The sequence below is a fragment of the Arcticibacter tournemirensis genome (assembly GCF_006716645.1).
GTDB lineage: Bacteria > Bacteroidota > Bacteroidia > Sphingobacteriales > Sphingobacteriaceae > Arcticibacter > Arcticibacter tournemirensis.
Genome location: NZ_VFPL01000001.1, coordinates 3,339,998 through 3,364,515, shown reverse-complemented (window position 1 = coordinate 3,364,515; position 24,518 = coordinate 3,339,998). Strand labels below are relative to the sequence as shown.

The 24,518-nt window shown below is 43.6% G+C and carries 17 protein-coding genes; 9 read left to right on the top strand and 8 right to left on the bottom strand.

What is annotated here, in order from left to right; all coding sequences use genetic code 11:
• Nucleotides 1–41: 41 nt before the first annotated feature.
• Nucleotides 42–3,164, top strand: a complete 3,123-nt coding sequence (locus BDE36_RS14165) for a SusC/RagA family TonB-linked outer membrane protein (RefSeq protein WP_141815396.1) — start codon at nucleotides 42–44, stop codon at nucleotides 3,162–3,164.
• A gap of 17 nt (nucleotides 3,165–3,181) precedes the next feature.
• Entirely contained in the window at nucleotides 3,182–4,759 is a 1,578-nt protein-coding gene (locus BDE36_RS14160; RefSeq protein WP_141815395.1) for a RagB/SusD family nutrient uptake outer membrane protein, read from the top strand.
• A gap of 65 nt (nucleotides 4,760–4,824) precedes the next feature.
• Here the strand turns inward: BDE36_RS14160 and BDE36_RS14155 are convergent, their stop codons facing one another.
• Both BDE36_RS14155 and BDE36_RS14150 read right to left on the bottom strand, forming a co-directional pair.
• Nucleotides 4,825–5,301 carry a DUF4920 domain-containing protein gene (locus BDE36_RS14155; RefSeq protein ID WP_141815394.1) on the bottom strand — a complete coding sequence of 159 codons (477 nt, stop codon included), beginning with the start codon at nucleotides 5,299–5,301 and terminating at the stop codon, nucleotides 4,825–4,827.
• Nucleotides 5,302–5,331: 30 nt separating this feature from the next.
• Entirely contained in the window at nucleotides 5,332–5,694 is a 363-nt protein-coding gene (locus tag BDE36_RS14150) for a DUF2200 domain-containing protein (RefSeq protein WP_141815393.1), read from the bottom strand.
• Between the two features lie 210 nt (nucleotides 5,695–5,904).
• Here BDE36_RS14150 and BDE36_RS14145 point away from each other — a divergent pair, with 210 nt between their 5' ends.
• Complete coding sequence (locus tag BDE36_RS14145) at nucleotides 5,905–6,753, top strand: DUF2911 domain-containing protein (protein WP_141815392.1); 849 nt, start codon at nucleotides 5,905–5,907, stop codon at nucleotides 6,751–6,753.
• Between the two features lie 199 nt (nucleotides 6,754–6,952).
• Here the strand turns inward: BDE36_RS14145 and BDE36_RS14140 are convergent, their stop codons facing one another.
• Together BDE36_RS14140 and BDE36_RS14135 are read right to left on the bottom strand one after the other, a co-directional pair.
• Nucleotides 6,953–7,864 (bottom strand): EamA family transporter, encoded by a 912-nt coding sequence (locus tag BDE36_RS14140; RefSeq protein WP_141815391.1) that lies wholly within the window; start codon nucleotides 7,862–7,864, stop codon nucleotides 6,953–6,955.
• Nucleotides 7,865–8,051: 187 nt separating this feature from the next.
• Nucleotides 8,052–8,903 (bottom strand): hypothetical protein, encoded by an 852-nt coding sequence (locus BDE36_RS14135; RefSeq protein WP_141815390.1) that lies wholly within the window; start codon nucleotides 8,901–8,903, stop codon nucleotides 8,052–8,054.
• Between the two features lie 1,134 nt (nucleotides 8,904–10,037).
• Between BDE36_RS14135 and BDE36_RS14130 the strand changes: the two genes are divergently transcribed.
• A complete protein-coding gene (locus BDE36_RS14130; protein ID WP_128767469.1) occupies nucleotides 10,038–10,622 on the top strand; it encodes a YdeI/OmpD-associated family protein in 585 nt (194 codons plus the stop codon).
• 36 nt (nucleotides 10,623–10,658) lie between these two features.
• Here the strand turns inward: BDE36_RS14130 and BDE36_RS14125 are convergent, their stop codons facing one another.
• On the bottom strand, nucleotides 10,659–12,746 hold the full coding sequence (locus BDE36_RS14125; protein ID WP_235904451.1) for a CehA/McbA family metallohydrolase domain-containing protein: 2,088 nt from the start codon (nucleotides 12,744–12,746) through the stop codon (nucleotides 10,659–10,661).
• A 282-nt stretch (nucleotides 12,747–13,028) separates the two neighbouring features.
• On the opposite strand from BDE36_RS14125, the gene BDE36_RS14120 reads away from it, so the two are divergent.
• Nucleotides 13,029–14,606 (top strand): Na+/H+ antiporter, encoded by a 1,578-nt coding sequence (locus BDE36_RS14120; protein ID WP_141815389.1) that lies wholly within the window; start codon nucleotides 13,029–13,031, stop codon nucleotides 14,604–14,606.
• A gap of 139 nt (nucleotides 14,607–14,745) precedes the next feature.
• On the opposite strand, the gene BDE36_RS14115 is transcribed toward BDE36_RS14120, so the two are convergent.
• Nucleotides 14,746–15,513, bottom strand: coding sequence for an alpha/beta fold hydrolase (locus BDE36_RS14115; protein ID WP_141815388.1), 768 nt, complete (start codon nucleotides 15,511–15,513; stop codon nucleotides 14,746–14,748).
• 128 nt (nucleotides 15,514–15,641) lie between these two features.
• Complete coding sequence (locus BDE36_RS14110; RefSeq protein ID WP_141815387.1) at nucleotides 15,642–16,247, bottom strand: peroxiredoxin family protein; 606 nt, start codon at nucleotides 16,245–16,247, stop codon at nucleotides 15,642–15,644.
• 338 nt (nucleotides 16,248–16,585) lie between these two features.
• Between BDE36_RS14110 and BDE36_RS14105 the strand changes: the two genes are divergently transcribed.
• Genes BDE36_RS14105 through BDE36_RS24270 form a run of 3 tightly spaced genes read left to right on the top strand, consistent with a single transcriptional unit; the run spans nucleotide 16,586 to nucleotide 21,559 of the window.
• Nucleotides 16,586–17,266 carry a hypothetical protein gene (locus BDE36_RS14105; RefSeq protein WP_141815386.1) on the top strand — a complete coding sequence of 227 codons (681 nt, stop codon included), beginning with the start codon at nucleotides 16,586–16,588 and terminating at the stop codon, nucleotides 17,264–17,266.
• 4 nt (nucleotides 17,267–17,270) lie between these two features.
• The gene (locus BDE36_RS14100) at nucleotides 17,271–17,948 is read left to right on the top strand and encodes a hypothetical protein (RefSeq protein ID WP_141815385.1); all 678 of its coding nucleotides are present in this window, start codon (nucleotides 17,271–17,273) and stop codon (nucleotides 17,946–17,948) included.
• Nucleotides 17,949–18,001: 53 nt separating this feature from the next.
• Entirely contained in the window at nucleotides 18,002–21,559 is a 3,558-nt protein-coding gene (locus BDE36_RS24270) for a PKD domain-containing protein (protein ID WP_141815384.1), read from the top strand.
• Here the strand turns inward: BDE36_RS24270 and BDE36_RS14090 are convergent, their stop codons facing one another.
• On the bottom strand, nucleotides 21,560–23,734 hold the full coding sequence (locus tag BDE36_RS14090) for a S46 family peptidase (protein WP_141815383.1): 2,175 nt from the start codon (nucleotides 23,732–23,734) through the stop codon (nucleotides 21,560–21,562).
• Between the two features lie 269 nt (nucleotides 23,735–24,003).
• Between BDE36_RS14090 and BDE36_RS14085 the strand changes: the two genes are divergently transcribed.
• Nucleotides 24,004–24,474, top strand: coding sequence for a GAF domain-containing protein (locus tag BDE36_RS14085; RefSeq protein ID WP_141815382.1), 471 nt, complete (start codon nucleotides 24,004–24,006; stop codon nucleotides 24,472–24,474).
• Nucleotides 24,475–24,518 lie beyond the last annotated feature (44 nt).

The following is a 24,518-nucleotide window of genomic DNA, read 5'->3' as shown; positions in this document are numbered from 1 at the left end:
GGAATCTCCAAATTACTGTTCAGGCTAAAAATCTGGATATTATGAAAGTACTGGATCTCTGTTTCGAAGGACAGCCGCTTCAGTACAAAGTTCAAAACAACATCATTTTTATAACAAAAAAGGTAGAGGTAAAAGCAGATAAACCCGCAGCTTCTCCACAGGTGCAAAAGGTAACGGGGACGGTCAAGGACGCCTCAACCGGCGAAACGCTGCCTGGAGTAACACTTGGGGTAGCAAATGGTAAAGGAACCAGTACCGATGTAAACGGGGCCTTTTCAATCGAAGTTCCTAACCTGAATGCTGTTCTGATAGTTTCCTATATCGGATATGAAAGTCAGCGGGTTCCTTTAAATGGAAGAAATACGATTGAGATCAGAATGGATAAATCGAATACCAAATTAGAAGAAGTTGTTGTGGTGGGATATGGTACCATGCGGAAATCGGACGTCACTGGATCTATTGCCATTGCCAAGGGTTCCGATATGGTTAAAGCACAGAACTTTAGTCCCCTGGATAACCTCAGAGGCAAGGCTGCCGGTGTTAACATTTTCTCCAACTCTAGTCAGCCAGGTGCGTATGCCAACCGCGTTATCATCCGTGGTACAGCCACCATTAACTCTTCATCAAATCCGCTCTATGTGGTTGATGGCGTTGTAATGGAAGATTTCCATTTATTAAATCCCAACGATATTGAGCGGATTGAAGTACTTAAAGACGCCTCGTCTGCAGCAATTTATGGGGCCCGTGGTGCTAATGGGGTGATTCTTGTAACAACAAAAAGAGGCAATAAGGATGGGCGCCGGACCATCAGCTACCAAGGCTCTCTCGGTTCTAGCTCCGCGCAGCATTATATGGACGTGCTTAGCGGGCAGGAGTGGGTCGACGCCTTCATGATCGGTTTGGAAAACGAAAATAAGTGGCAGGGCAAGAATTGGTCGCTGGATAAAAAGACATGGTTCAATGATCCCAATTACTTCGATTCCAATGGTAATCCTCTATATAATACTAACTGGCAAAAGGAGGCTACAAGAACGGCTACTTCTCAAAACCACCAGTTGAATATTCAGCAAGGTGATGAAAACTCGTCAATGGGTACATTTCTTAATTACTCAGATCAGCAAGGAATTGTATTAAATACCAACAATAAAAGGATCAACGGTAAGCTCGCTTATGACACCAAGGTAAAAGATTGGTTGTCAGCTAGTGTGAACCTGACGGCTAATCACACCTGGGGTCGCTATACTCCGGAAGATGGAGGAGGTCAGGATGCCAGGCGTACCATGATTGAAATGCTGCCGTGGTTGCCACTTCGCCAACCTGATGGGAAATATACCTCGTCCGCATCTTCAACTGTTTCTAACGTTTTAGGTTTTGAGGGGATGTCCAATCCTGCTGCTATTCTGGACCTGCAGAAACGCATGCGTTATAATACACAAATCTTCGGAAATGCAGCGTTAACATTCCATTTAGCAGATGGCCTCGACCTGAAAACACAATTTGGTGTTGATAATCATAAAAAGGCCTATAAAGGATATTCTTCCATTACCCTAAATAATATATCTATGCCAAATGGATGGGCGGAAATCAACCATACGGATGTATTATACTGGCAGGAGGAAACATATCTTACGTATAACAAAACCTTTGATAAACATCGCATAAACACAATGGCGGGTTTGTCATGGCAGGAACGTACTTATAACTATGATGGGGGCAGAACTGAGGGCTTTAGTAATGATTTCTTCGAGTGGTACAATATGGGAGTGGGAAGTACACCTTCCTCGCCGTATTCAAGCTATAACAGGTGGGGAATGAATTCGTATTTCCTCCGCGCGGCCTACACTTATAACGACCGGTATTCGGCTACGGTAACCGGCCGCTATGATGGTTCGTCAAAGTTTGGTGCTAACAATGAATATGCATTCTTTCCTTCTGTGGGACTTGCCTGGAACGTATCCAATGAAGATTTCTTAAAGAATAACACTATTATTAGCAACCTGAAGCTACATACCAGTTATGGGATTACTGGCAACTCGGAAATCGATCCCTATAAAAAATTAGCTAACGTTACTTCTGGGACATATTTGTTGAACGGCTCACGAGCTCCGTATTCGTACATCGGTACTATGCCGAATGATGATTTAAAGTGGGAGAGGACCGCCACCTATGATGTTGGTGTGGAGTTAGGTTTATTTGATAGCCGTCTGAACTTCGACGTGTCTTATTATAACCGTAAAACCACAGACTTATTGCTGGATGCACCGCTACCGAATACTACCGGTTTTTCTTCAGTAATGAGGAACATAGGTTCTGTAAGGAATCAGGGTGTCGACTTAATGATCACTGCCAGTCCGGTAAAGTCAACCAACTTCACCTGGAATACCAGTCTGAATGCTAATTTTAATAAGAACGAAGTTCTGAAACTTGGTGAGAATAACGAAGACATCACAGTGCTCGGCTGGGTAGGCGGACCTAATGGTATCATTCGGGTAGGAGAGAACCTTAATAGCTTCTATGGATACAAACGCAATGGAATATATACGGTTGAAGATTATGAACGTGGTGATATCACCATGGATAAAATCGGTCGGCCTAACCGTTCAGCCAAGCAGGAAATCTTGGGTAAAGGCGTTCCTGATTGGACGGGAAGCTTCATCAATACCCTGAATTACGGGAACTTTGATTTTACCCTTGATCTGCAATTCGTTTATGGCGTTGAGACCATGCAGCAGTTCTTTCACTCTACCTACGATCGCTTTGGCATTACCAATGGCTTAAAGGAGATTTTAACTGACGCATATAACGGATCGAATCCTAATACCATGCAGCAAGCTATTTACCTGACTAATAGCGGTCACGCCGGCCAGGATACAAATGTAGATTCTCAATGGATTGTCGATGGTTCCTATCTCCGCGTGAATGTATTGCAATTGGGATATACTTTTCAGCCCAGCCTGACGAAAAGAATGGGGATTTCAGCACTGCGTGTCTATGCTAGTGCCAATAACCCCTGGCTGATCACTTCGAAAGACTTTAAAGGTTACGATCCCGAAAGTACTTCTCAAATCACGTCGGGCGAGGGATATAGATTTGGTCAGAATGTTACATTTTTCTCCTATCCCCGGGCAAAGACATTCACACTCGGTGTCAATTTAACTTTATAATTAATAAGAGACGTTGTATGAAAACTAAATATATTGCAATTGCTGTACTTCTCGGAAGTATGGTTGGATTGAATTCCTGCAAGGATTTTTTGGATGAGGAACCACGATCAGGAGTAACCTCTGGAGTATATTACCAAAATGAGGCGCAGGCAATAGAAAACGTAAATACTCTCTATCGGTTAGGAACTCCGGTCACTTATGCTTCGGCTGGTAGCGCCTATATTGGCCCTTCCGCTTCTATTAATACGATGTTAACCGGGTACTTCACCAACTCATACGAAGGCCAGGAGTTAGTCACCTTGTACGCCAGGCAACTTACGCGTCAGCAGAATACCCGAATAGTTTCTAATACCATGAATGGAATCTGGAATGATAGCTACCGCGCAATTAATGTTGCCAATGGAGCCATTAAGCATATTCCCGGCATCGCGATGAATGACGCTAATCTGCAGAAACGCCTCGTTGGCGAAGCAAAGTTTTTCCGGGCATTTAATTATTTCTATCTCGTGAAAACATTCGGTGCTATTCCTCTCCCTACAGAACCCTATGAAAGTCTTGAAAATATATATCTGGCACGTACTGAAGTGCCGCAAGTTTACGCTTTGATTGAGGCTGACCTGAAAGAGGCTGTGGATGTTCTTCCGGCCTCAGTTTTTGCGTCTAACGGGCACCGTATAACAAAATTTGCAGCAGCTATGGCTTTAGCTAACGTTTACCTTCAACAAGGTAAATTCGCTGATGCAGCTACATACGCAAAAATAGTAGTTAACTCTCCCCACAGTCTAACTTCAAACGATGATCTAGCGATGAACAGCGCATACAATAAGTTGCGCAAAACCGATGATCTTCCTGAAGTAATTTACGCGTACGAATATGACGCGAGCATCAGCAACAGCAGCTGGTGGCCAACTTACGCCTTCAGCTCTTCTGCTACTTCAGTGTTTACTACATACTCAATTTTCGAGCGAGTGTTCGGACCTACCGACCGCTTCCTCAATGTCTATACTCCGGATGACTTACGTATTAAGCCGAACCAGTTCTATCATTGGGAATATACTAACCCCAATAACGGTAAAAAATGGACTTCAAACGTTGCTGGCGTCTGGTATTATTTTGATGAGGAAGCTTTGCTTACTAGCGGAAGAGGTACTAAAGACTGGAACTTCTATCGCTATGCGGAGGCGCTTCTTATTGCAGCTGAAGCTACAGCAAGGTCGGCTAACTCTGTGACTGCTGAGGCCGCCGGGTATTTAGCACGAATCAAGGCGCGGGCCAGTACTTCCGGGAAAACAGCAGCGCAGTTTACTACAGAGTTGCAAGTTTTATCACTAAATGCTTTTGTAGAAGAAGTTTGGACGGAACGACTACGCGAACTTCCTCTTGAATTTAAGATGTGGGATGATTGTCTGCGTACCGGAAAGTTCCCTGTCATCTCTGCAACTACCAAGGGCGCCGTAACCTATCAAAACTTAGTTGGAGCAGCCAACGGTTCAGGTGCCGTATTTAAGGAAACGGATCTTGTATGGCCAATCTCTTTGGATGAACTACAACGTAACCCCGAACTAACCCAAAATCCAGGGTACCAGGATCAATAATAATATTGTTGATTGATTATTGTTTGGGCCGCCTCCATGCGAGGCGGCCTCTTTTATAACCGGCATTATCCCTTATTTACCAACACACCGTCGGCCATTATTTCAACGTCTTTCTTCGGTGTATTGATCTTTTCTATCTCCTCTTTACTTTTACCCGCATCTTCAGCCCAATGGCGCAGCTGTTTAACAGAAGTTTCTTTTACTTTAGCTTTTCCTTCCACTATTACTTCGTTACCTACGATGTTCTGCGGCATAAAAAAGCTGTAGCCTGTGAAACGGACCAGAACGGGGTCTCCGTTCCCGTCACTTATTTTCATAAAGCATCCTTTCTTCTTGCAAACTTCTATCACCTTTCCGGAAATACGGCCTGTATAGACTGAGTCGCTGTTTAGTTTTTTGGTGAGGGTGGCAAGCCCAATACTTTCACCTTTCTCTACACCATTCCCGTAACTTACTCCCGGAGCAGCAGGAGTGATCGTGGTTTGTGCGGAGCAATAAGTTGCTCCGATCAATAACAGAGTCAGAAACAATATTTTTCCCATGTTTTATTTATCGAATTATTGCAAATATAATCAGCTAGTTCGTAAAATTTTACCCATTGCTTTTCCTTTGGCCAGTTCGTCAATCAGCTTATCCAGGTACCTGACCTTTTGTATCAGTTCATCTTCGATCTCTTCTACCCGGTAACCGCAAATTACACCGGTAATTTTGGAAGCATTTGGATTGATTCGAGGTGCCTGGGCGAAGAAGGTCTCGAAATCTGTTTTATTATCAATATGATGTTGTAAACTTTGTGCGTCATACCCTGTCAGCCAGAAGATGATTTGGTCCACTTCTTCTTTTGTACGTCCTTTTTTCTCAGCTTTTTGGATATAAAGCGGATAAACGCTAGCGAAGGACATTTTGTAAACTCTTGTATTGTTGTTGTTGTTCATTGTATTGATTTGTGACCTTTATACCCACATTCTGTATTAACCCTGGGGCTGAGACTTATTTTTTTGAGGTGGAAGAGTAGGTGTTTAATTGTCATAAGATTAGTTGTTAATGTAAAGATAAAAAAATTGAAAATATCCTTAACTCCCCTCCTTTAAAATGAATAATCTTCTGGCTATTCCAAAAGTCGCGTAACAGTTTAACTTTGCTTAATGAAACATCTTAGAAAAATTTTAGCATGTGCATGTGTTGCCCTGGTCTTTGCGACGCCAGGCTTTGCACAAGGGGTAAAAACTCCTGCAGCGAGTCCTACACAAATCATTAATCAGGATTTTGCATTATCCAGTATCTCGGTTACGTACTCCCGGCCGGCAATGAAAGGAAGGACTATCTTCGGTGATCTTGTTCCTTATGGAGAGGTTTGGAGGACAGGGGCCAACTCGCCTACAAAAATTAAGTTTGGAGAAGACGTTACCGTGAACGGGAAAGCAGTTCCTGCGGGCGAATACGCTCTATACACCATTCCCGGTAAAGATCAATGGACATTTATCCTCAGCAAGAAGCTCACACTCTGGGGTGCGAGTGGCTATTCGCCAGCTGATGATCTGCTGAGATTTACAGCTGTTCCTCAAGAATTGCCTTTTAACATCGAGAACTTTACCATTCTTTTTGGTAGTCAGACAGCTAACTCGATCGAAGTACAGTTGCTGTGGGCCAATGTAATTGTTGGATTTGACGTTAAAGCCGATATCGACGATAAGATCCTGACTTCAATAGAGACTGCCATGAAAGGCGAAAAGAAACCTTACTTCCAGGCTGCAAGCTGGTACTATGAAAAAGGACTTGATCTTGATAAGGCGCTCAATTGGGCGAACGAAGCCGTTAAAGCACAGCCGGATGCCTATTACATTGAACACCTAAAAGCCAAGATCCAGCTGAAGAAAGGTGACAAAAAAGGAGCGATCGCCTCTGCCACGAGTTCAATGAAAAAGGCAGAAACTCAGAAGAATCCTGATTACGTAGCTTTAAACAAGAAATTGATCGCCGAAGCAAGTAAATAACTTGTGATATCGTTAAGGGTATTAATTAATAAAAAAACACAACCGTTCTCAGAAAGTGGTTGTGTTTTTATTGGGATCTTAATTTATGTCCTGGCGTGTTGGTTGCCTGTTTTTTATATTGGCATTGGCTTCAGATCTTCCAAACAAAACACCGTAGACCCGACATTCCTTTTATTAAAAGACAAAATCGGAAGAGACATTAATAGTTATGGCTCGATTTAGCCCCTTTTATTGAGACGAAGATCTCTTTCGCGTTGAAGACGATCACGGCCAGGAATATCAGCGCATAGGCGAATATCTGTAAGGTTCCTAACGGTTCATGATAAACAACCCCAGATAAGACAAAGGCAATAATAGGGTTAATATTCAATAACATGCCCACCTTCGATGAACTAATACCATTGAGCGCGTACAGATTTAGGAACAATGGCACGATGGTGTACATTACAGCAATGATTTCTACGTAAAAATAGAACTTAAAGTCAGAAGGAATCTCGCCTGCGAACGCAGGGTAAAAGGGCATCAGTATAATAGCCGATAAAAGAATATGGAAATTGAGCACCAGGAACTTGTCGAACCTGGCGTTTTTGTTTTGACTGATCAGATAGCAAGCATAACTAAGCCCGATAAAAGTACTATAGAACATCACGCTCAGGCTGGTATACGAGAGCAATAAGCATCCGATACAGCTCAACGCGACAGAAATCCATTGCGGGCGGCTCAGTCTGTCATGCAATAGAAAGAATGCGAGTAATGTTGTTAATATCGGGCAAACTAAATAAGCCACCGAAGTTGCCCGTACACTGACGTGGTTCATCACATAAATGAAAGAGAACCAGTTGACCGTTAAAAAAACACTGCCGCCAACATTTAACCAGATAATTGCCCGCCTGCTTCTTGCCGGCAATGATCTAAACAAACTCACATTGTCCCTTATTTTTTTCCTTTTAAAGAGAATGGATATAACCGACATAATCAGCGCACAACTGAATACACGATAGAAGAGAATGTCTAATGAAGAGTATGCCTGTAATGGTCTTAACACCAGGCTAAAAAATCCCCAGAGAGAAAAAGCAGATATAGCAGCTAAATAGTATTTAAGATTTTTCAAGATGTAGCTCCAATAATAAGCAAAAAAATAAGAATTTCTAAACTGCGCGTTTAATTTGACCGGGCTTTTACCGCACAATGGCATCCGGCTGTCATTCGACTCTATTTATTAATGCTGCTAACTTTAACGAATTCAGTCGGCTGAAAAGTTGTGGCTTTATGTTAAAAGGTAAGGACTGTCCGTTTTATTATCGCTCTACATATTCCACATTCACCACGTCATCAAAGCTTTGAATAAGCCTATGCTGAAATAATATGCTATAATCTTTAGAGGTTTCAATAACAACGGTATTATTGTTTTTCCAGAGGGCGTTGATATCAGGGTGAATTCCGTCAACGGCGTAAATACCCCCCGTGGCTGTTTTAAATGAGATGCCTATGGAGGTGTTAGCCTGCGTTCCTTCATTATTCATCCATTCGGAAATGTAGAGCCGTCTTTCGCCATCGGGAGAAAGTACCTCGCGCCTTTCATGGTGCTTCGGCCTGGGACCAAATGAAACCTCTATGGTTTCTGTTATTATCCCGTCTTTTTCCTCCGTCCTGACAACTCGTGATGTACCGCTTTGTTTCTGTTGAGTGGCAGCTTTTTCATGAAAGTCAGTCAGGATCTTATAGAGCCCTGTTTGCTTTTCAGTATCTACACCAGTCCGTTCATAGTACATTAACAACCTACTTAGTTTCCGGCTTTCAATTTCGTCTCGAATCTCGCCCCTTAATAAAACTTCGTCCCGGAAGTCTTCCAAATCTTTAAATATGTTCAACTCAAATCCAGTTTTTTTCTTGATATAATCATGGAAGTCTAAATCTGCATTTATTTGAAGCCTTTCTACAAATTCATCCAGTTGCTTCTTGAGTTTCCCAAGCTGACCTTTCTTGCCGTATTTTTCCGCCTGCACTTTCTGGTTTTCATAATGTTGCTTTACGGGATCCCATCCATCATAAACAAATTCGCCAGTATAGTGATCGATCAGGTAATCAAGAGTTGCAATAACAAGGGTTTGATATTTTCCTGACATAGAAGGTTTCGGATGCGATGTCATATAGTATTTTGTTACTCAATTTATAAAGAAACAAAAAAGTACACGCTTTTTTATGGTCGGCCTTTGCTTTTTTTTTGGGCAATACCGTCATCCTGCAGCACTATCCGCATAATTTCATTTTTCTGACGTGCTCGCCGCCAAGGCGGCCGATAAGCTAAAAGTACCTGTTTTAAAATAATTTAGCCTTACGGGAACCCGTAAATAAAGCCACATGAGCAAATGTAATTTTGAGTTATGGTAACAATATAAAATATGACGATGAAAAAGAAATCCTACGTTAGTAAGCGCTCCTCAAGTACTTTGAATTAGATGCGCTGCTAACCATTCAATAATTTGTTAAAAAGAAGCTGAACAAATAACACTACAAAAGAATTGACCCCTCATTCCTCTATATCATTAACTACTAAATACAATAGATTCATTGGGCACCATAAACCTCCCGCAGAAGTGGTAACAAACCTCTGCAGCCAGTCCGCAAAGCGGGTTTTTAGAGACGTTACAGGATCAAGCGATGTTTTTATAGGCTAAAAGACAAAGCTTGAAGGACAGTTAATAACCAGTAGGAAAGGATTTAGAAAGGATGTCAAGTCAAAAACCGGATTTCTTGACGAGCTACAGATGCTGCTCTCTATTTAATGGGCAGTAGTGTAGCTCCGATAGTCTGGTTATTATCGTCAATTGAAGATTGACTGGAGCGGTTCCGTTGCAAACAGAAGCATTCACATGCTTGGTGACAATACAGTCTGCCGATGTTTTTCATATTTATTGAAATTTATTATTTTGCTTGATATTTAGTTTTGAGGCAGTTAGGATGCCTCATATAATTGTTGCGGGAAGAGCCTCCTGCGTAAGGTTGCTCTTCCCTTTTAATATGTATTTTTCATTTGTCCTTTTGTTCCGCTCTTTTGACACCTTCTCCTGACCATGTTCGTAGTGGCTCCTTCACAGGTTCTGTCTGGCTATGACTTGGCTTCGGTCTGGGTATTGGATTTTTTAGAAGAACTGTAGAAGAAATCCCATACCCGTACCGAAGCCAGCCGGGAGAGGGTGCGCAGCTCATTCACTTTAATTGATTACCCTGACATAGGGTTGTCATTGGCCCGGGTTAGATTTGTATGCTTTAATTATATGCTAATGAAAAACGAACTTGTTAAATCTTTTCGCCCGGCGAATCAGGAGGAGTGGAGACAATGGTTAATTGAAAATCATAGGTCCGAGGAATCTGTCTGGCTTATTTATAATAAGAAGCTGTCGGGGGTGCCAAGTTTGTCGTGGAGTGAGGCGGTAGATCAGGCCCTTTGCTTCGGCTGGATTGACAGTACCCGTAAATCACTTGATGATGATACGTTTATGCAGTTCTTTTGCAAACGAAAACGGAATAGCGTGTGGTCAAAGATTAATAAAATCAAAGTCGTGCGATTAATTAAAGAGAACCTTATGACGCAAGCGGGGTTTGAATGTGTTGAAGCTGCAAGGCTCAATGGCTCCTGGTCTATATTGGACAGCGTAGAGGAAACCAGAGTTCCAAAAGATCTGGCAGAAGCATTCAAAATGTACCGGGGATCGAAGCCATTTTTTCTGCGTTTGAGCAAATCCATGAGGAAAAGAATCCTGCAATGGCTGGTGCTGGCCAAACGGCCTGAGACCCGGCAAAAAAGGATCATTGAAGTGGCTGAAAAAGCAGGACGGAAGTCACTGCCAAAGCAGTTTCTTGTGTGAATAATAGCCCACCAGGGGTAGCAATATAACGCTGATCTATTGCAAATAGAACGTCTGACTAAAAGCTCCATTTGCGGCGCTGTCCCAGGCTTCGACACGTAACCATTTGCAGCCTTTCACCTTAGAACGAAATTGAAACTGCTGCTCACCGAATGCCTTCGTATGCATGAGGTCTATCTTTTCACGGTACACTTTTTCGCCGTCACCTGTTATGATTTCCACAAAGTTCATTGGGAAGGTCCAGCTTAGCTTTAAGCGTATTTCGGCGGTGCCATCAGCATTAAGCCTTACTGTCTCGCCCGATGATTTGCCGTTTACCTTAAGTTCATGTATCAGTACTTCTCCGGTGGTGCTAAAGAATTTGCCTTTTTGCATGGCTTCTACCACTGGTTCCCAACCTTCGTTATATTTGGGCAGCTGGTCGAGCATCATGTAATTGACGTTCATATGGGCGTACATCTCGTTCTCCTGTGTGACTGTAAACAGATCGGCCTCGGCAATCATGGTCTTCTTTTCCCCCCAGTTATTCATGTCATCCAGCAAGTCGAGTGCACGTTTTCCCAGGCGGGGATGTGAGAGATCTGCAGGGATAGCCTTCCAGGCTGCCCCCATGAAACGATCCGATTTATAGAAATTTTCATGGTTATAGATGTCAGGGGTGTTCACTGATCCCTTGGTACGGGGATGTGCCGTCCAGGCGAGACCCTGTTCATCCTCCAGCAACTTCAGCATGTCGTTCTTATCTCCGATATGGTACACCTTGCCGAAACCAGGTTTGTTTTCAACAAAAGGCTGTCCTTTTTGTCGTGACATGACCCAATAAACTGGTTTTGGAAAGATCTGTAACCAATGCCCACCGAAGAATTCGTTGGGCTCTTCTCCTGGTATTAACAGGAAGTTATTGTCCGACAAGCGTTCACATTGCTCAAATAGTGCTTTCAATTCCCTTAAGCGAAGCGAATCTGGTCCTTTAGGGTGAGCGGTATAGTGAAATTCGCCGAGGTGGACCATATCGACACCCAGCCGTTTGAACACCTCTACAAATTCCGGTTTTTCAGGCACAGGTTTCCCCGCCAGTACAACGTTCATGATAAATTCGTTGTGAAAGTGGCTGGACATCGTCTTGAAGCCGGGGAGTTTAACATACCGGTCGGCGTTGGTGAACTTTTTGACAGCATCGAGGGCAACAGCATCAGCTGCATCACTGACAAGGCAGTAAAAGTTTAAGCGCTGATGTGTTCCGGGAGGGGCGTTGAACCACGGCACGAAACGACGGTCACCTTCCAGTTCTTGCCGGATGCCTATTCCATATCCATTCAACATGTTCCTGTAGCCCTTTCCATGCCATACGAACTTCAGATTGAAAGCTTCGTCCAGGGGATAAAAATATTGGTGAGGGGCAGGGAATAGAGCCAGTGTGCCGCCATTGCTCCGGGCCGCAATCGTCCGGTATTTTACGGAAAGGTTTTTTGCAGAATCACTATAATTTACCGGAGTTGAGTTCATCTCATCACCTGTGTTGATCCAGGAAACATTGTTCCATTTCTCTGTTTTACTGATCAGGCCGGCATCGTAAACGATAGCTGTTGCGTCAACATCAGTAGACATTACCGCGGCAATATTGAACAGGGGACTGCCGTTGTAAAAGGTCACTTCGAGCTTTCCTGAAAACCGGTCGGCCGTAAGTTTGCCGATGGTCACTACTGTACGGCTGCCAATACTTTTAACGTCTACCGTCGCCTTTTTAAGCAATATAGGGACCGTTTTGAACGGTCGTGAAGGCACTTTATCGAAAAATATATTCCATCCGTTCTGCGATAGCAGGTCGCGCTTGCCAATACTTAGCAAAAAGGCGGGGTCCAGATCTTCCGATATGATATTGAATTTAGCCTTTGTACCCAAAGCGATGCGTTTCAACAAGGGGCCTGAAGGCGAGAGATCGAACTGTGCCTTCCCAAATTTCTGCTGACCAGCGGGCCATGTAATTTCAATCAGGTTATTTTCACGTGTGAGCGTCGCTTCGCCTTTGGGATTGAATTGTGTGATATTTAGCTTGAATTGTGCTTGTGTGTAAGTGATTTGCATAGCTACAAGAGCCAGAAGTAGCAGATATCTGAGATTCATATTGGATGTTTTAATATCCGAACATACGCATTTCTTATGAAAACTGAGTTTTACAAAGGGAGTTTTAATAAAGTATCGATATTGAGGTTCAGGAATTTGTCAGATTGGCTAACATGAAAGGTTGTAAATGCGATTTTTCTATTTTGATTCATAAAATGCCATTGATCTACATCTGAGATCGGATTTAAGAAAAAAATATTAAATTTATAGCGAGAGGAGTTCTACAAACGACGATTCTTTTGTATCCAGCGGCTCTTTTATCTATAAAGTAAACATTTTCCGATGATTGATCATTTTCCATTTTACCTGGGCCTTGTCGTAATTATTTTGCTCCTAATAATGCTGGCTAATAAAATAAAGGTAGCTTACCCGGTATTACTAGTTCTTGCAGGATTGCTTATCAGCTTTGTTCCCTGGATTCCAAACCTCCATATCGATTCGGAGCTCATTTTTATCATTTTTCTGCCGCCCTTGCTGTATGATGCTGCGTGGCAGATCTCCTGGAAGGAGTTATGGCACTGGCGCAGGGTTATAGGAAGTTTCGCCTTTGTTGTGGTGCTCATCACGGCATTGGCCGTGGCGTTGGCTGCTAACTATTTTATTCCTGGCTTTTCACTTGCGCTGGGGTTCTTATTGGGGGCAATAGTCTCTCCGCCAGATGCTGTAAGCGCAGGGGCTATACTCAAATTTGTAAAAGTTCCCCAACGAATCTCGTCTATCTTAGAAGGTGAAAGCTTATTGAATGATGCATCGTCGCTTATTGTTTTCAGGTTCGCACTGTTAGCAGTAGGAACAGGTCAGTTTATCTGGCAACAGGCCGCCTTTTCCTTTTTATGGATGGTGGCCGGCGGTATTGGCTGCGGTTTATTGGTGGGTTATGTTATTATGAAAATGCATAAATTTTTACCAACTGATGCTAATATGGATATCATCCTGACACTTGTTACTCCTCATGCCATATATATTATTGCTGAAGCAACAGGAAGTTCGGGTGTGCTGGCAGTAGTAGCAGGTGGTTTACTCCTTTCTAACCGCCGCCTTGTTTTTTTAACCAGTACGTCGCGCCTGCGATATGCAAATGTATGGGAGAGTTTAAGTTTTATATTGAATGGCCTGGTATTTATCATAATAGGATTGGACCTGCCGCAGATCACAGCCGAGCTGGAAACGGTGAGCATAATGTCAGCTATTGGTTACGGTCTATTAATCACTGCTGTGCTAATTATTACCAGACTGATTTCTGCCTACGGTGCTGTGGTCGTAACTTTAATTGCACGTAACTATATTCCTGTTGCAGATACACGCCACCCGGGGTTAAAAGGACCCTTTATCATTGGATGGGCAGGTATGAGGGGAGTTGTGTCATTGGCGGCAGCCCTGTCGATACCCGTCCATTTAGAAAACGGAACGTTATTTCCGGAACGTAACTTAATTCTATTTATTACTTTTATTGTTATACTTACCACCCTGTTATTGCAAGGACTCACGTTGCCTGTGATCATTAAGCGTTTTAAGTTGACCGACCCTGACTATGATAAGCCAGAGGAAGAAATGTACCAGAATTTAAGGCGACAGCTCAATCAGCTTGCATTGACCCATCTGCAGCAAAACTATCACGATAAAGTAGGTAAATATCCTGTATTGCAGCAAATGGCTCAAAAATGGCAGGAAATCGGCGATGCGGATACAGTTTCGTTGGCTGAAGAACCGCGGGATATTTACCGTGAGATACTGGAAAAACAGCGACAATGGTTAGTTCAGCAAAACCGTGAACAGAATGCCGTTATTGAAGATGTTATCCGTCGCCATTTGTTATTCCTGGATCTCGAGGAGGAAAAGATGCGCTATTTTAGTTATTGAACACTGTCGCCTGTACTTTAATCTTCTGGCAGCTTTCCGGGGTCATTACATTTTATATTGAAGTTGGCAACCCGACCGGGGAAAGGCGATTATCGACTGAATCACGGTTTAGTTCTGAATCAATGAGTACCGGGGGCAGCTAGGACACAGCATTGTGCTTTTCAAGGAAGTCGTTCAGGTGTTTGTTAAATAATTCGGGCTGCTCCATCATGGGAACGTGTCCGCAATCGTTAATGAGACAAAGTCTTGCATAGGGGAGGCGTTCGTAAAATTCGTGGGCAACCGATGGTGGAGTAACGGTGTCCTGAAGTCCCCATATCAGCAGGACGGGTAGGTTGATCTTGCTTAACTGTTGAGCAAGATTTTGCCGTTGTGCTTCGCGCGCGAGGCCGATAACAGAAATGACCGAGCTGTTGCTTTGAACAATAGAGTAAACTTTATTTACTACATCACGCTTCACTACTTCCTTTTTATGAAAGATCTCTTCTACTTTGCTCTTTATGTACCGGTAGTCTTTAATCCTTGGAAAACTTCCGCCAAAAGATTTTTCGTACAGACCAGAACTGCCTGTTAAGACGAGCCTGTTTACCTTGCCTGGATACTTTAATGTGTAGAGCAAGGCAATATGGCCCCCAAGAGAGTTTCCGACGAGGGCTGGTCTGGATATATTGTTTTCGGTAATGTAGTTATCAAGGTATTCAACAAGCTTGTCGAGCCGGTTGCCGCCCGTATAGATATCGAGCAGGGGAAGTTCGGGAATAAAAACCCTGTACTTTTTTGAAAATTCTTTTTGTACGTTGTACCAATTGCTTAATGTCCCGAATAAGCCGTGCAGCAATATAATATCTTTGACTTCAATACCAGCCTCTGGTATTTGAAACAGAATTTCAGAAGGCTGTGCCTGCATCCGATTATTGTTTAAATCCTTAAAAAGAAGCTTACCTCTGCTTTTCCGGCCCTTCTCTTTCTTTAACTCTCTGCACGCGCTTTTGTTTGCAGGTAAGCCTCTTTACTATTGAAATTGTCCCGGTGGTTTTATTTATGCTGTTGTATTTCAGTTTCTGCGTTAGCGGCCGCCAATAGATCGCCTTCAGGAAAAGGAGAAGAAAAATCTTCAATGTAGCTGAAGCTGATTTGTCCGGAGGGGCTGATAACATAAGCTGAAAGAAGGGGGACGTTTGTGTTGATCCCGGAGAACAGGTTCCATGTCGGTTTATCTTCCGAGAAGATGCCAAACTTCTCTGCCAGGACTTTTTCGGAATCATAGTAAAAGCTGAACGACAAATCATGGTTTTCAATGGCTCTAATAAACTGCCGGGGTGCTTCTGATGTAACGATTAACACATTAGCAGCATCACCGATCTTCGTTTGAACGGCTTGTAGTTGTTTTAACAAGCTGATGCCTGTTCCGTTCCAGAAGACTGAATAAAATGCTACAACCAGAGGTTTCTGATGCAGCTCCTTTAAGGTTACATCTGCGTGAACGGATGCTCCTGGCCAGTTCTTTGAAGAAAAAGTAAACTCGGGTGCGAAGTCGCCTTCGCTGAGCGGCGTTCCTGATGGTTGTCTGCCAGAGATTGCTGTTTCTCCAGAGTATAATCTATTTAGGTAAGAGCCTGATTGTGCGATAAGTGAAAACATAGTCTTAGTATTAAAATGTTATAAATTATTATTTACGTTACAGTGAAATTGTTATGCGAAGAATTAAAGGGAATGGGAGTATGTTAACAACAGCAGGCGCCGTTGCACATTCGGGAACAACACATCATTCGATGTGAGCGGGTATGCTTATATGTGTTCCTTATTTCCATTGAATACAAATATAGTAAAAGATATTTAATCTACAAGTTATGTAGACTAAAATTATATAACAAATCCAGGCATAGCGCGTATAACCTTGTAATTTAAATATCTTAATAGATGAATCCTGTAGTTTTGGCGTGTGGAAAAGGCTTTAAATACTTAAATCTTATCAGAAAGTGAAACATTGCTTTATTATCAGTGCTTTTTGTCTGTTCTCTTTATTGGGTTACGGACAAAGGTTTGAACCCTATCACTCTTTTGAAATAGGGGCAGGTGTTACGTTAAATGAGACAGTTGGTGATGCTGAAACTAACGGACATACGGTTTCTCCTCATATTAATATTAACTATAACCCTCATCTATATACAGTGATAACAGCTGAATACCAGGTTGGGAAACTAAAGGGGGGCGATTCGTTACTTACTCAGTCGGGCAGGCAATTCAGTAACAACTTCAATGCTTTTTTCGTGAAGGGGCAGTTACAGGCGGGGCATCTTTTTGGGCAATCGGATGTAGTGCTGGCGCAGTTAGCGAGCGACTTCTATATCGGGTCGGGTATTGGAATTATATTTAACAATATAAAACAAGTGAGCCGGTATTCCCATCATTTTCAGGATTACTACACCGGCGGGCCTGATAAAAGTCAGAATCTGCTGATCCCATTGAGAGTGGGTTATGATTTTAAGGTATTGAATTTTTATAAAGAGGTTTTGTTCAGGGTTGACGCTGCTTATCAGCACAACCTGATGATGGGAGATGGCATGGATGGCTTTGAAGCAGGGAGCAGTAAGGATATTCTCTCGCAGTTCTCGCTGAGCATAAAGGTTGAATTAAGTGGGAAAAGGAGGACCAATTAGGAGTATGTTTAATATAAAGTGTAATCTGTTTTTGTTCGTATCTATAGTTATTCTCTTTGCATCGTGCCGCAAGGATCCTCCTGTTTATCCCGATGGACTGCTGCCGATTGACCCTAATGCGGATATTGGAGCTTATCAGCCTCTTACAAAGGGATCTTTCTGGACATACAGCAGTACTCAGAATGATGTTGAATATACCACAACCACCACTCTTACAGGTAATACAAGGGTGTTTAGCTCGAATATTTTCTGGGAAGGTGAAACGGTAGCTGCCGGAGCAGAGACACGAATGTCTTACTATTATTACGGCGATCATCAGTATATTTTAAAGGACGATGATTTTTTTGAAGGTGCTAATACAGAATTGGTGTACCTTAATGATACCGCTTCTGTTGGTTACTCGTGGACACAATCTTTAACAATTGCTGAGATGCCAGCGAGATTTTTAGGTTCGATTAAAGAGCGGGGCATTACTAAAACAGTGAATGGTAGGACTTTCAAAAATGTGATCCATACTACCGTACTGCTTCAGTATCAGCTCACCGGAGCGTATGAAACGTATGCGACCTATGATTTCTATATCGCAAAGAATGTAGGGGTTATTGAAACAGATACGATGATTGACATGTTGGGGGTTAAATTTGAAAGCAGCCTGGTATTAAAGGACTATTCTATTAAGTAAAATTATTAATCTTTTTACCTAAGTTTGTTAGTAGCTAGCGGCTTTCAATCATAGTGGTAAAAAACAGGCTTTTCTTCTGGTATGCTTTATTCTTAAGCCTTGTATGCTTCTGGTCGCTTGTTTGCCAGGTTGCATCTGCTCAAAATATTTCTAATAAGGGAAAAGATTTCTGGCTTGGGTACGGAAACCACCAGCGTGGTTATAATCTGAACAACCAGGAAATGGTGCTTTATATTACTTCGGATGTTAATACCAAAGGAAAGATAGAAATACCGGGACTGAATTATTCTTCGGATTTTACTGTTACAGCCAATTCTATCAGTCAGGTGATGGTTCCTAAGGAAGCTTACCTTGACGGGGAGGGCCTCTATAAATCAGGGATACACGTTACCGCAGAAAAACCTGTGGTGATCTATGCTCATATTTACGACAGGAATGTTTCGGGAGCTACCTTAGTGCTGCCCACTAATGTGCTCGGGAAGGAATATTACTCCCTCAACTATAAACAGGTTTCCAATCAGGATACCTCCTTCTCCTACTTTTTTGTAGTTGCTATAGAAGACAGTACAGAAGTGCAAATTACTCCATCAGCAAATACCTATGGCGGCCAGGATGCGGGCAAATCTTTCACTGTCAAACTGAATAAAGGGGAAATTTACCAGATTCTTGGCGAAAAGCTCGGAAGCGAACGTATTGACCTTGGGGGAGGAAGATCAACCCGCAATTACAAGGGTGCTGACTTAACAGGCTCTATCATCCAGTCAGTTGGTACAACAACTCAGCCGTGTAAAAAAATTGCTGTATTCTCTGGCAGCGGAAAAATTGGGATTGGTTGCGAGTCGGAAGGGATAGGCTCTTCTGATAACCTCTTTCAGCAGGTTTATCCAACCACTGCCTGGGGCAAGAAAACAATTACTGTTCCACTGGCTTCACGTAATTACGATGTTATCCGGATCGTTAAAAGCAATCCGGCTGCTGTTGTGAAGCTTAATGGCAACGTTGTGACTTTTTCAAACAGCCTTTATTATGAGTTTCCGTCGCAGCAAGTCAACGTTATTGAATCAGATCTGCCTGTGCAAGTGGTTCAATATGCCGTAACGCAGGGGAAGGGCATTAACTGCAGTTCCTACAGTGAGAATGCGGGTGATCCTGAAATGATCTTTCTTAATCCCGTTGAACAGAATATTGACCGGATTACGGTGTATTCTGCTGATGCATATCTGATCATCCGTCACTTTATAAATGTGGTTATCGAAACGAGTGCTGCGCAGGGATTTACTCTGGATGGGATTTCTCAGGCCTCGCAGTTCAGATCCGTTCCGGGCGATCCGGGTTATTCATACGCTCAACTTTCGGTATCGGCCGGCGTACATACTCTTGCTGCGCCAAAAGGATTTAATGCAGTGGCATATGGCTTCGGGGGAGCAGAATCATATGGATACTCTGCAGGTGCCAATGTAAAAGGCCAGCTCCTTAAGGCTGTGAACAAGCTGACGGGATTGACTGTCTCCAGCGGCTGCACTTATCAACCCTTAAAGTTCAGCGTAAATCTTTTGTATGAGGTAAACAAACTGACCTGGGATTTGAATAACGGGGAGGCTACTGAAGAGGTAAGCTACTCTGCTCCCGAGACAACGTTTACAGAAAATGGAAAGACTTATTTCGTTTATTCATTGGCCAAAGATGTAGTATATGATAAGGCGCAGGACTATAATATTGAGATCACAGCGGAGAAGACTATGTCTGACGGCTGTGGAACATCTGAAAGCATCCTGATTGATTTTTCTGTGTATGATCCCCCTGAGCCTTCATTTTCGGTGTCCGCTGCTTGTGAAGATACAGAGGTGCAATTCAGTGATGAGACAGATGGGAAGGGCAGGGTTGCAAAGACCTGGCTTTGGAATTTTGGAGATGGTAAGACATCGGACGAACAAAATCCGAAACATGTTTATGAGGCTAGTGGAACCTATACTGTTACTTTAACGGTTACTACCGACTCTGGTTGCAGCAGCATTACCTCGGCTCCTCTGACTGTTACAATATATAAGAAGCCGACTCCGGGCTTCTCTGTTTCGGGCAACTGTGCTGATCAAAAGGTTGTTTTTACTGATTTGTCGGTGTCTGAAGAAGGAAATATCGTACAATGGGCATGGGACTTTGGTGATGGTACTACCGACACACTTTTATCGGGAACACCTAGAGAGCATGTTTATCCTGCCGGAACTTATTCTGTAAAACTCACTGTTCTGACTGACAAAGGTTGCAAACATGACGTATTACAGAACGTAGAGATTAGTCCTTCTCCGGTTGCCGACTTTTCTCTGCCGGGTATCTGCTCGTTCGACAATGCCCAGTTTACGAACCTTTCGACCATCGCCGATCACACGGAAGCATCATTTCAATATGAATGGGATTTCGGAGATGTTGCTTCGGGAGCCCTTAACCGCTCCACGCAGAGGGACCCACAGCACCGGTATAGTATTCCGGGCGAATATACAGCTACTCTAACTGTCACTTCAGGAAAAGGATGCCTGACTACTGTATCTAAAACTTTTATCGTAAATGGCAGTAACCCCGTGCCCGATTTTGAAGTGCCAAACTATGACAGATTGTGCAGCAGGAATGAGGTGGTGTTTATCAATAAATCTTCGGTGTCTATTGGCAGGATCACGCGGCTTGAATGGACCTTCTCCGATCCTGACGGTAATACTAAAGTGGTCGCGGATGACAACCCTGAGCCAGGAAAGGAACAGCGGGTACTTTTTCCGGAATTTACGGCGCCTGACTCAAAGGTATATACAGTGAGTTTAAAGGCCTTTTCGGGAGGCGTATGTGTAAGGGAGAAGTCTGGTAGTTTTACACTGCTGGCGATGCCAAAGGTTACGTTTGAAGCACCAGGCGATGTATGTCAGGAATCAGGACCGCTTCAGTTGGTTGCCGGGCAGGAAACTGCATTCCTGGGAAGCAGCACGTTCAGCGGAGACGGTATTACTTCTTCTGGTATTTTTGATCCAGGCAAAGCCGGACCGGGTGCACATGATATTACTTTTACTTTTACCCGGGCGAATGGGTGCCCAGATGCGCTTACCAGAACCATCATTGTTAATCCAAGTCCTTCAGTCTCCGCAGGGGAAGACGTGAAAATACGCGAAGGTACATTCACTCAACTCCTGGCTCATAGCGATGCAGATATCGTTTCGTATGAGTGGACGCCCTCAGAAGGATTAAGCAGGAACGATATTGCGAACCCAATAGCTTCCCCCTTTGATAATACTACATACACGTTAAAGGTAACTAACTCCCGGGGGTGTATAAACTATTCGCGGGTCACCGTGACAGTAGACAAATACCCGGTGATTCCGAATGTTTTCACGCCCAATGGCGATGGGACGAATGACAAATGGAATATTAAATACCTGGTTCGATATTCCAATGCCACCGTCGATGTATTTAACCGGTATGGTAACCGTGTTTACCAGTCCCGGGGTTATGCAGAACCCTGGGATGGAACTTTTAACGGCACTGCACTGCCTGCGGGGGCCTATTATTACATTATAGACCCCAAAAATGGAATGGGCCCTTATAAGGGTAATATCAACATCATCCGCTGATTATAGCTTTACACCTATTTCTTTTATAAGGAAATCTGCATTGTCTACTTTGGAGGCTATCCATAACACATAACGGATATCGACACCGATAGAGCGGCTGTAGCTTTCGTTCCATGCATAATCGTTTATAGTGGCTTCATATGCGCGGTCGAAATTTACGCCAATCAGTTCGCCATCTGCATTCATTACCGGTGAACCGGAGTTTCCGCCGGTGGTGTCAAGATTGTAAAGAAAAGCCACCGGAACGTCGTTCAGATCGCTTTTGGCGAACGGTCCGAAGTCTTTTGCCTTCCAGAGTTCCCTGATCTTTTCGGGATATGCAAATTCCGGGTTGCCTGTGCTTCCTTTTTCGAGCACTCCTTTAACCGAAGTAAAGGGTTGCATATAAGTGGCATCGGCAGGGGAGTACCCTCTTACGTATCCGTATGTGAGCCTTAAGGTACTATTGGCATCGGGGATGAAATCCTGCTTTTTAAATTTCTCTTTAACAGCTACATAATCCCCCATAAGCTTGTTTAGAAGTCCGTCGCGCCGGTCTCTTTCGGGCTTTAGTGCGGCTATCTGATCTCTGATGTCTTTTTCGAACATCATCAGCGGGTCATTGTACGCCGAAAATGAGCTGGCCGACTTTAACAATGTATTGAAAACAAAATCCTGGTCTTTCAGCCGGGTGTATTGTAAGCTGCTTGAAACAAATTTCTCAATCTGATCCTGACTGCTGAAGCCCTTTAAGACTTTTTTATCTACGGCATCGATCCTCTGTATTTTAGGAAGCTTTGCTGCATCATTTAACATACGGGTAAGAATGGCCCTGTCGGCATCAATATCGAAGCTATTGTAGATATTCTTCAACCGTTGGCTCAGGATGCCGATACTATCGGTATAAAATGCTGCCCTCTGGTTGACCGGCCTTGAGGCCATGCTTGTTTTGAAGGCATTTATCTGTCGGGCAATGCTCAGGAGGCTGGTACTACTGTAGACCTGGGCAAACCACATCTCGCGGTTCGCATCGTTATATATGAGTTTATACAGCTTGTCGATATCACCCATAAGGTTGCCATACTTTTCTTTCAACTCTACATCTGAGTTAATATATGATGCAAGTTCGGCGTCTTCGAGTCTTTTCTGCTGTACGAGGTCGAGTCCGTTGAGCCCTTTCAGTTTCCCCCTGTAGTTTTTAAGCACATTGGCGTTTCGTTTGATGCGGGTAGCCAATTTAATTTCGGTCGCTTTATCTTTTTTGCCGGCTTCTTCCATTGCTTTATTCTGGAAGTCGTACAGGTTAGAGACGTAAGGCAAAAGATAATCCTGCTGATATTGCATAAATTGTGCGGGGCGGTTACGGAACGTTCTCCCAGGATATCCAAGGATGAAGACGAAGTCGTTTTCGCTCACTCCGCCGGCATTTACCTTTAAGAATTTTCGAGGGGTGTAAGGAACGTTATTTTTGGAATAGGGAGCAGATGATCCATCGGGCGCTACATAAGCGCGCATGAAAGAGAAGTCGCCGGTATGACGTGGCCATACCCAGTTATCGGTTTCGCCGCCGAACTCGCCAATATTGCGGCTAGGAACGTATACCAGGCGAACGTCCTGTATCGTTTTGTAACGGAAAAGAACATATGTTTTACCAATAAACATTTCGGAAACTTCCGCTTTGATCGTTGAATCCTGAGCTTCAGCTTCAGCTGCGAGTTTCTTCATTTCACCGTTGATCAGCCTGATGCGCGATGCAGGATCATTTACTCCTGCTGCAACAGCTAGAACTTTATCGGACACATCTTCGTAACTTTCTGTGATCCGGCAGGTTAAGCCTTTAGCTTCAATCTCCTGTTCACGTGAGGGGGCTACAAAGCCTTTGTTGAGATAGTCGTTTTCGGGGGTGCTGGCCTGCTGTACAGCGCCGAATGCACAGTGATGGTTGGTTATAATAAGACCTTCGCCCGATATGAACGAACCGGTGCAGCCTCCAACGTTTACGAGAGCATCGATCAGACTGATGCTGTCGGGATTATAAATATCTTTCTGACTGATCCTTAAACCCGCTTTGTTCAGGCTTACCTTTTTTAGTTCGCTTAAAGGATACATTCCCTCATCGGGAGGCGTATATGCCGACCCTGCGATCAGGAGGGTCAATAATGCTGTAAATAGAAAGGATTTATTCTTTGCCGTCATCGTGTGTATTGTTTTGAAAAGCAAAAATAAGATTATTAGGGAATTGCTCCGGTTTTAATATCATTCGCTACCGGTTTTGACTTGACGCGGTACAGCTTGCCACTCGCTCCGTTGCTTCTCAGGTTTTTATCGAAGAAGAATAAGAGACGACAAAGGGAGGTCGCTAATTGGTTCCTAACCACTCTGAAGCGTTTCTGAAGCGGGTCCGAAGCGTTCGTATATCTAAATGATTTACTATGGGATACTCGCTAAATGTATATTTTTGCAAAATGGCGGAAGACTTAAAAATAGCAACCGGATCGAGGGAGGAACAATATCGTTCGCTCGTGCCTCAGATTAAGGCTTTAACAGAAGGAGAGACAGACTTTATAGCAAATCTGGCTAATATCAGCGCGGCCCTTAAAGAACAGTTTGGGTTTTTCTGGGTGGGCTTCTATTTGGTAAAGGGTAATGAGCTGGTGCTCGGCCCGTTTCAGGGTCCGGTGGCCTGCACGCGCATTACTTTTGGAAAGGGGGTCTGCGGCGCTGCATGGAAAGAGGGTACAACCCTGATCGTTCCGGATGTGGATGCCTTTCCGGGGCATATTGCCTGCAGTTCTTTATCGCGTTCGGAGATTGTTGTTCCTTTTTTCAGGGGAAATGAGGTGGCCGGCGTACTGGATGTGGACAGCGAGCATCTGAATTTTTTCGATGAAACGGACAGGAAGTATCTGGAGGAGATTGTTTTTAGTATCAAGTAGTAAGTATCAGGTATCAAGACAATCCTTTTAATTTTCTACCCTAC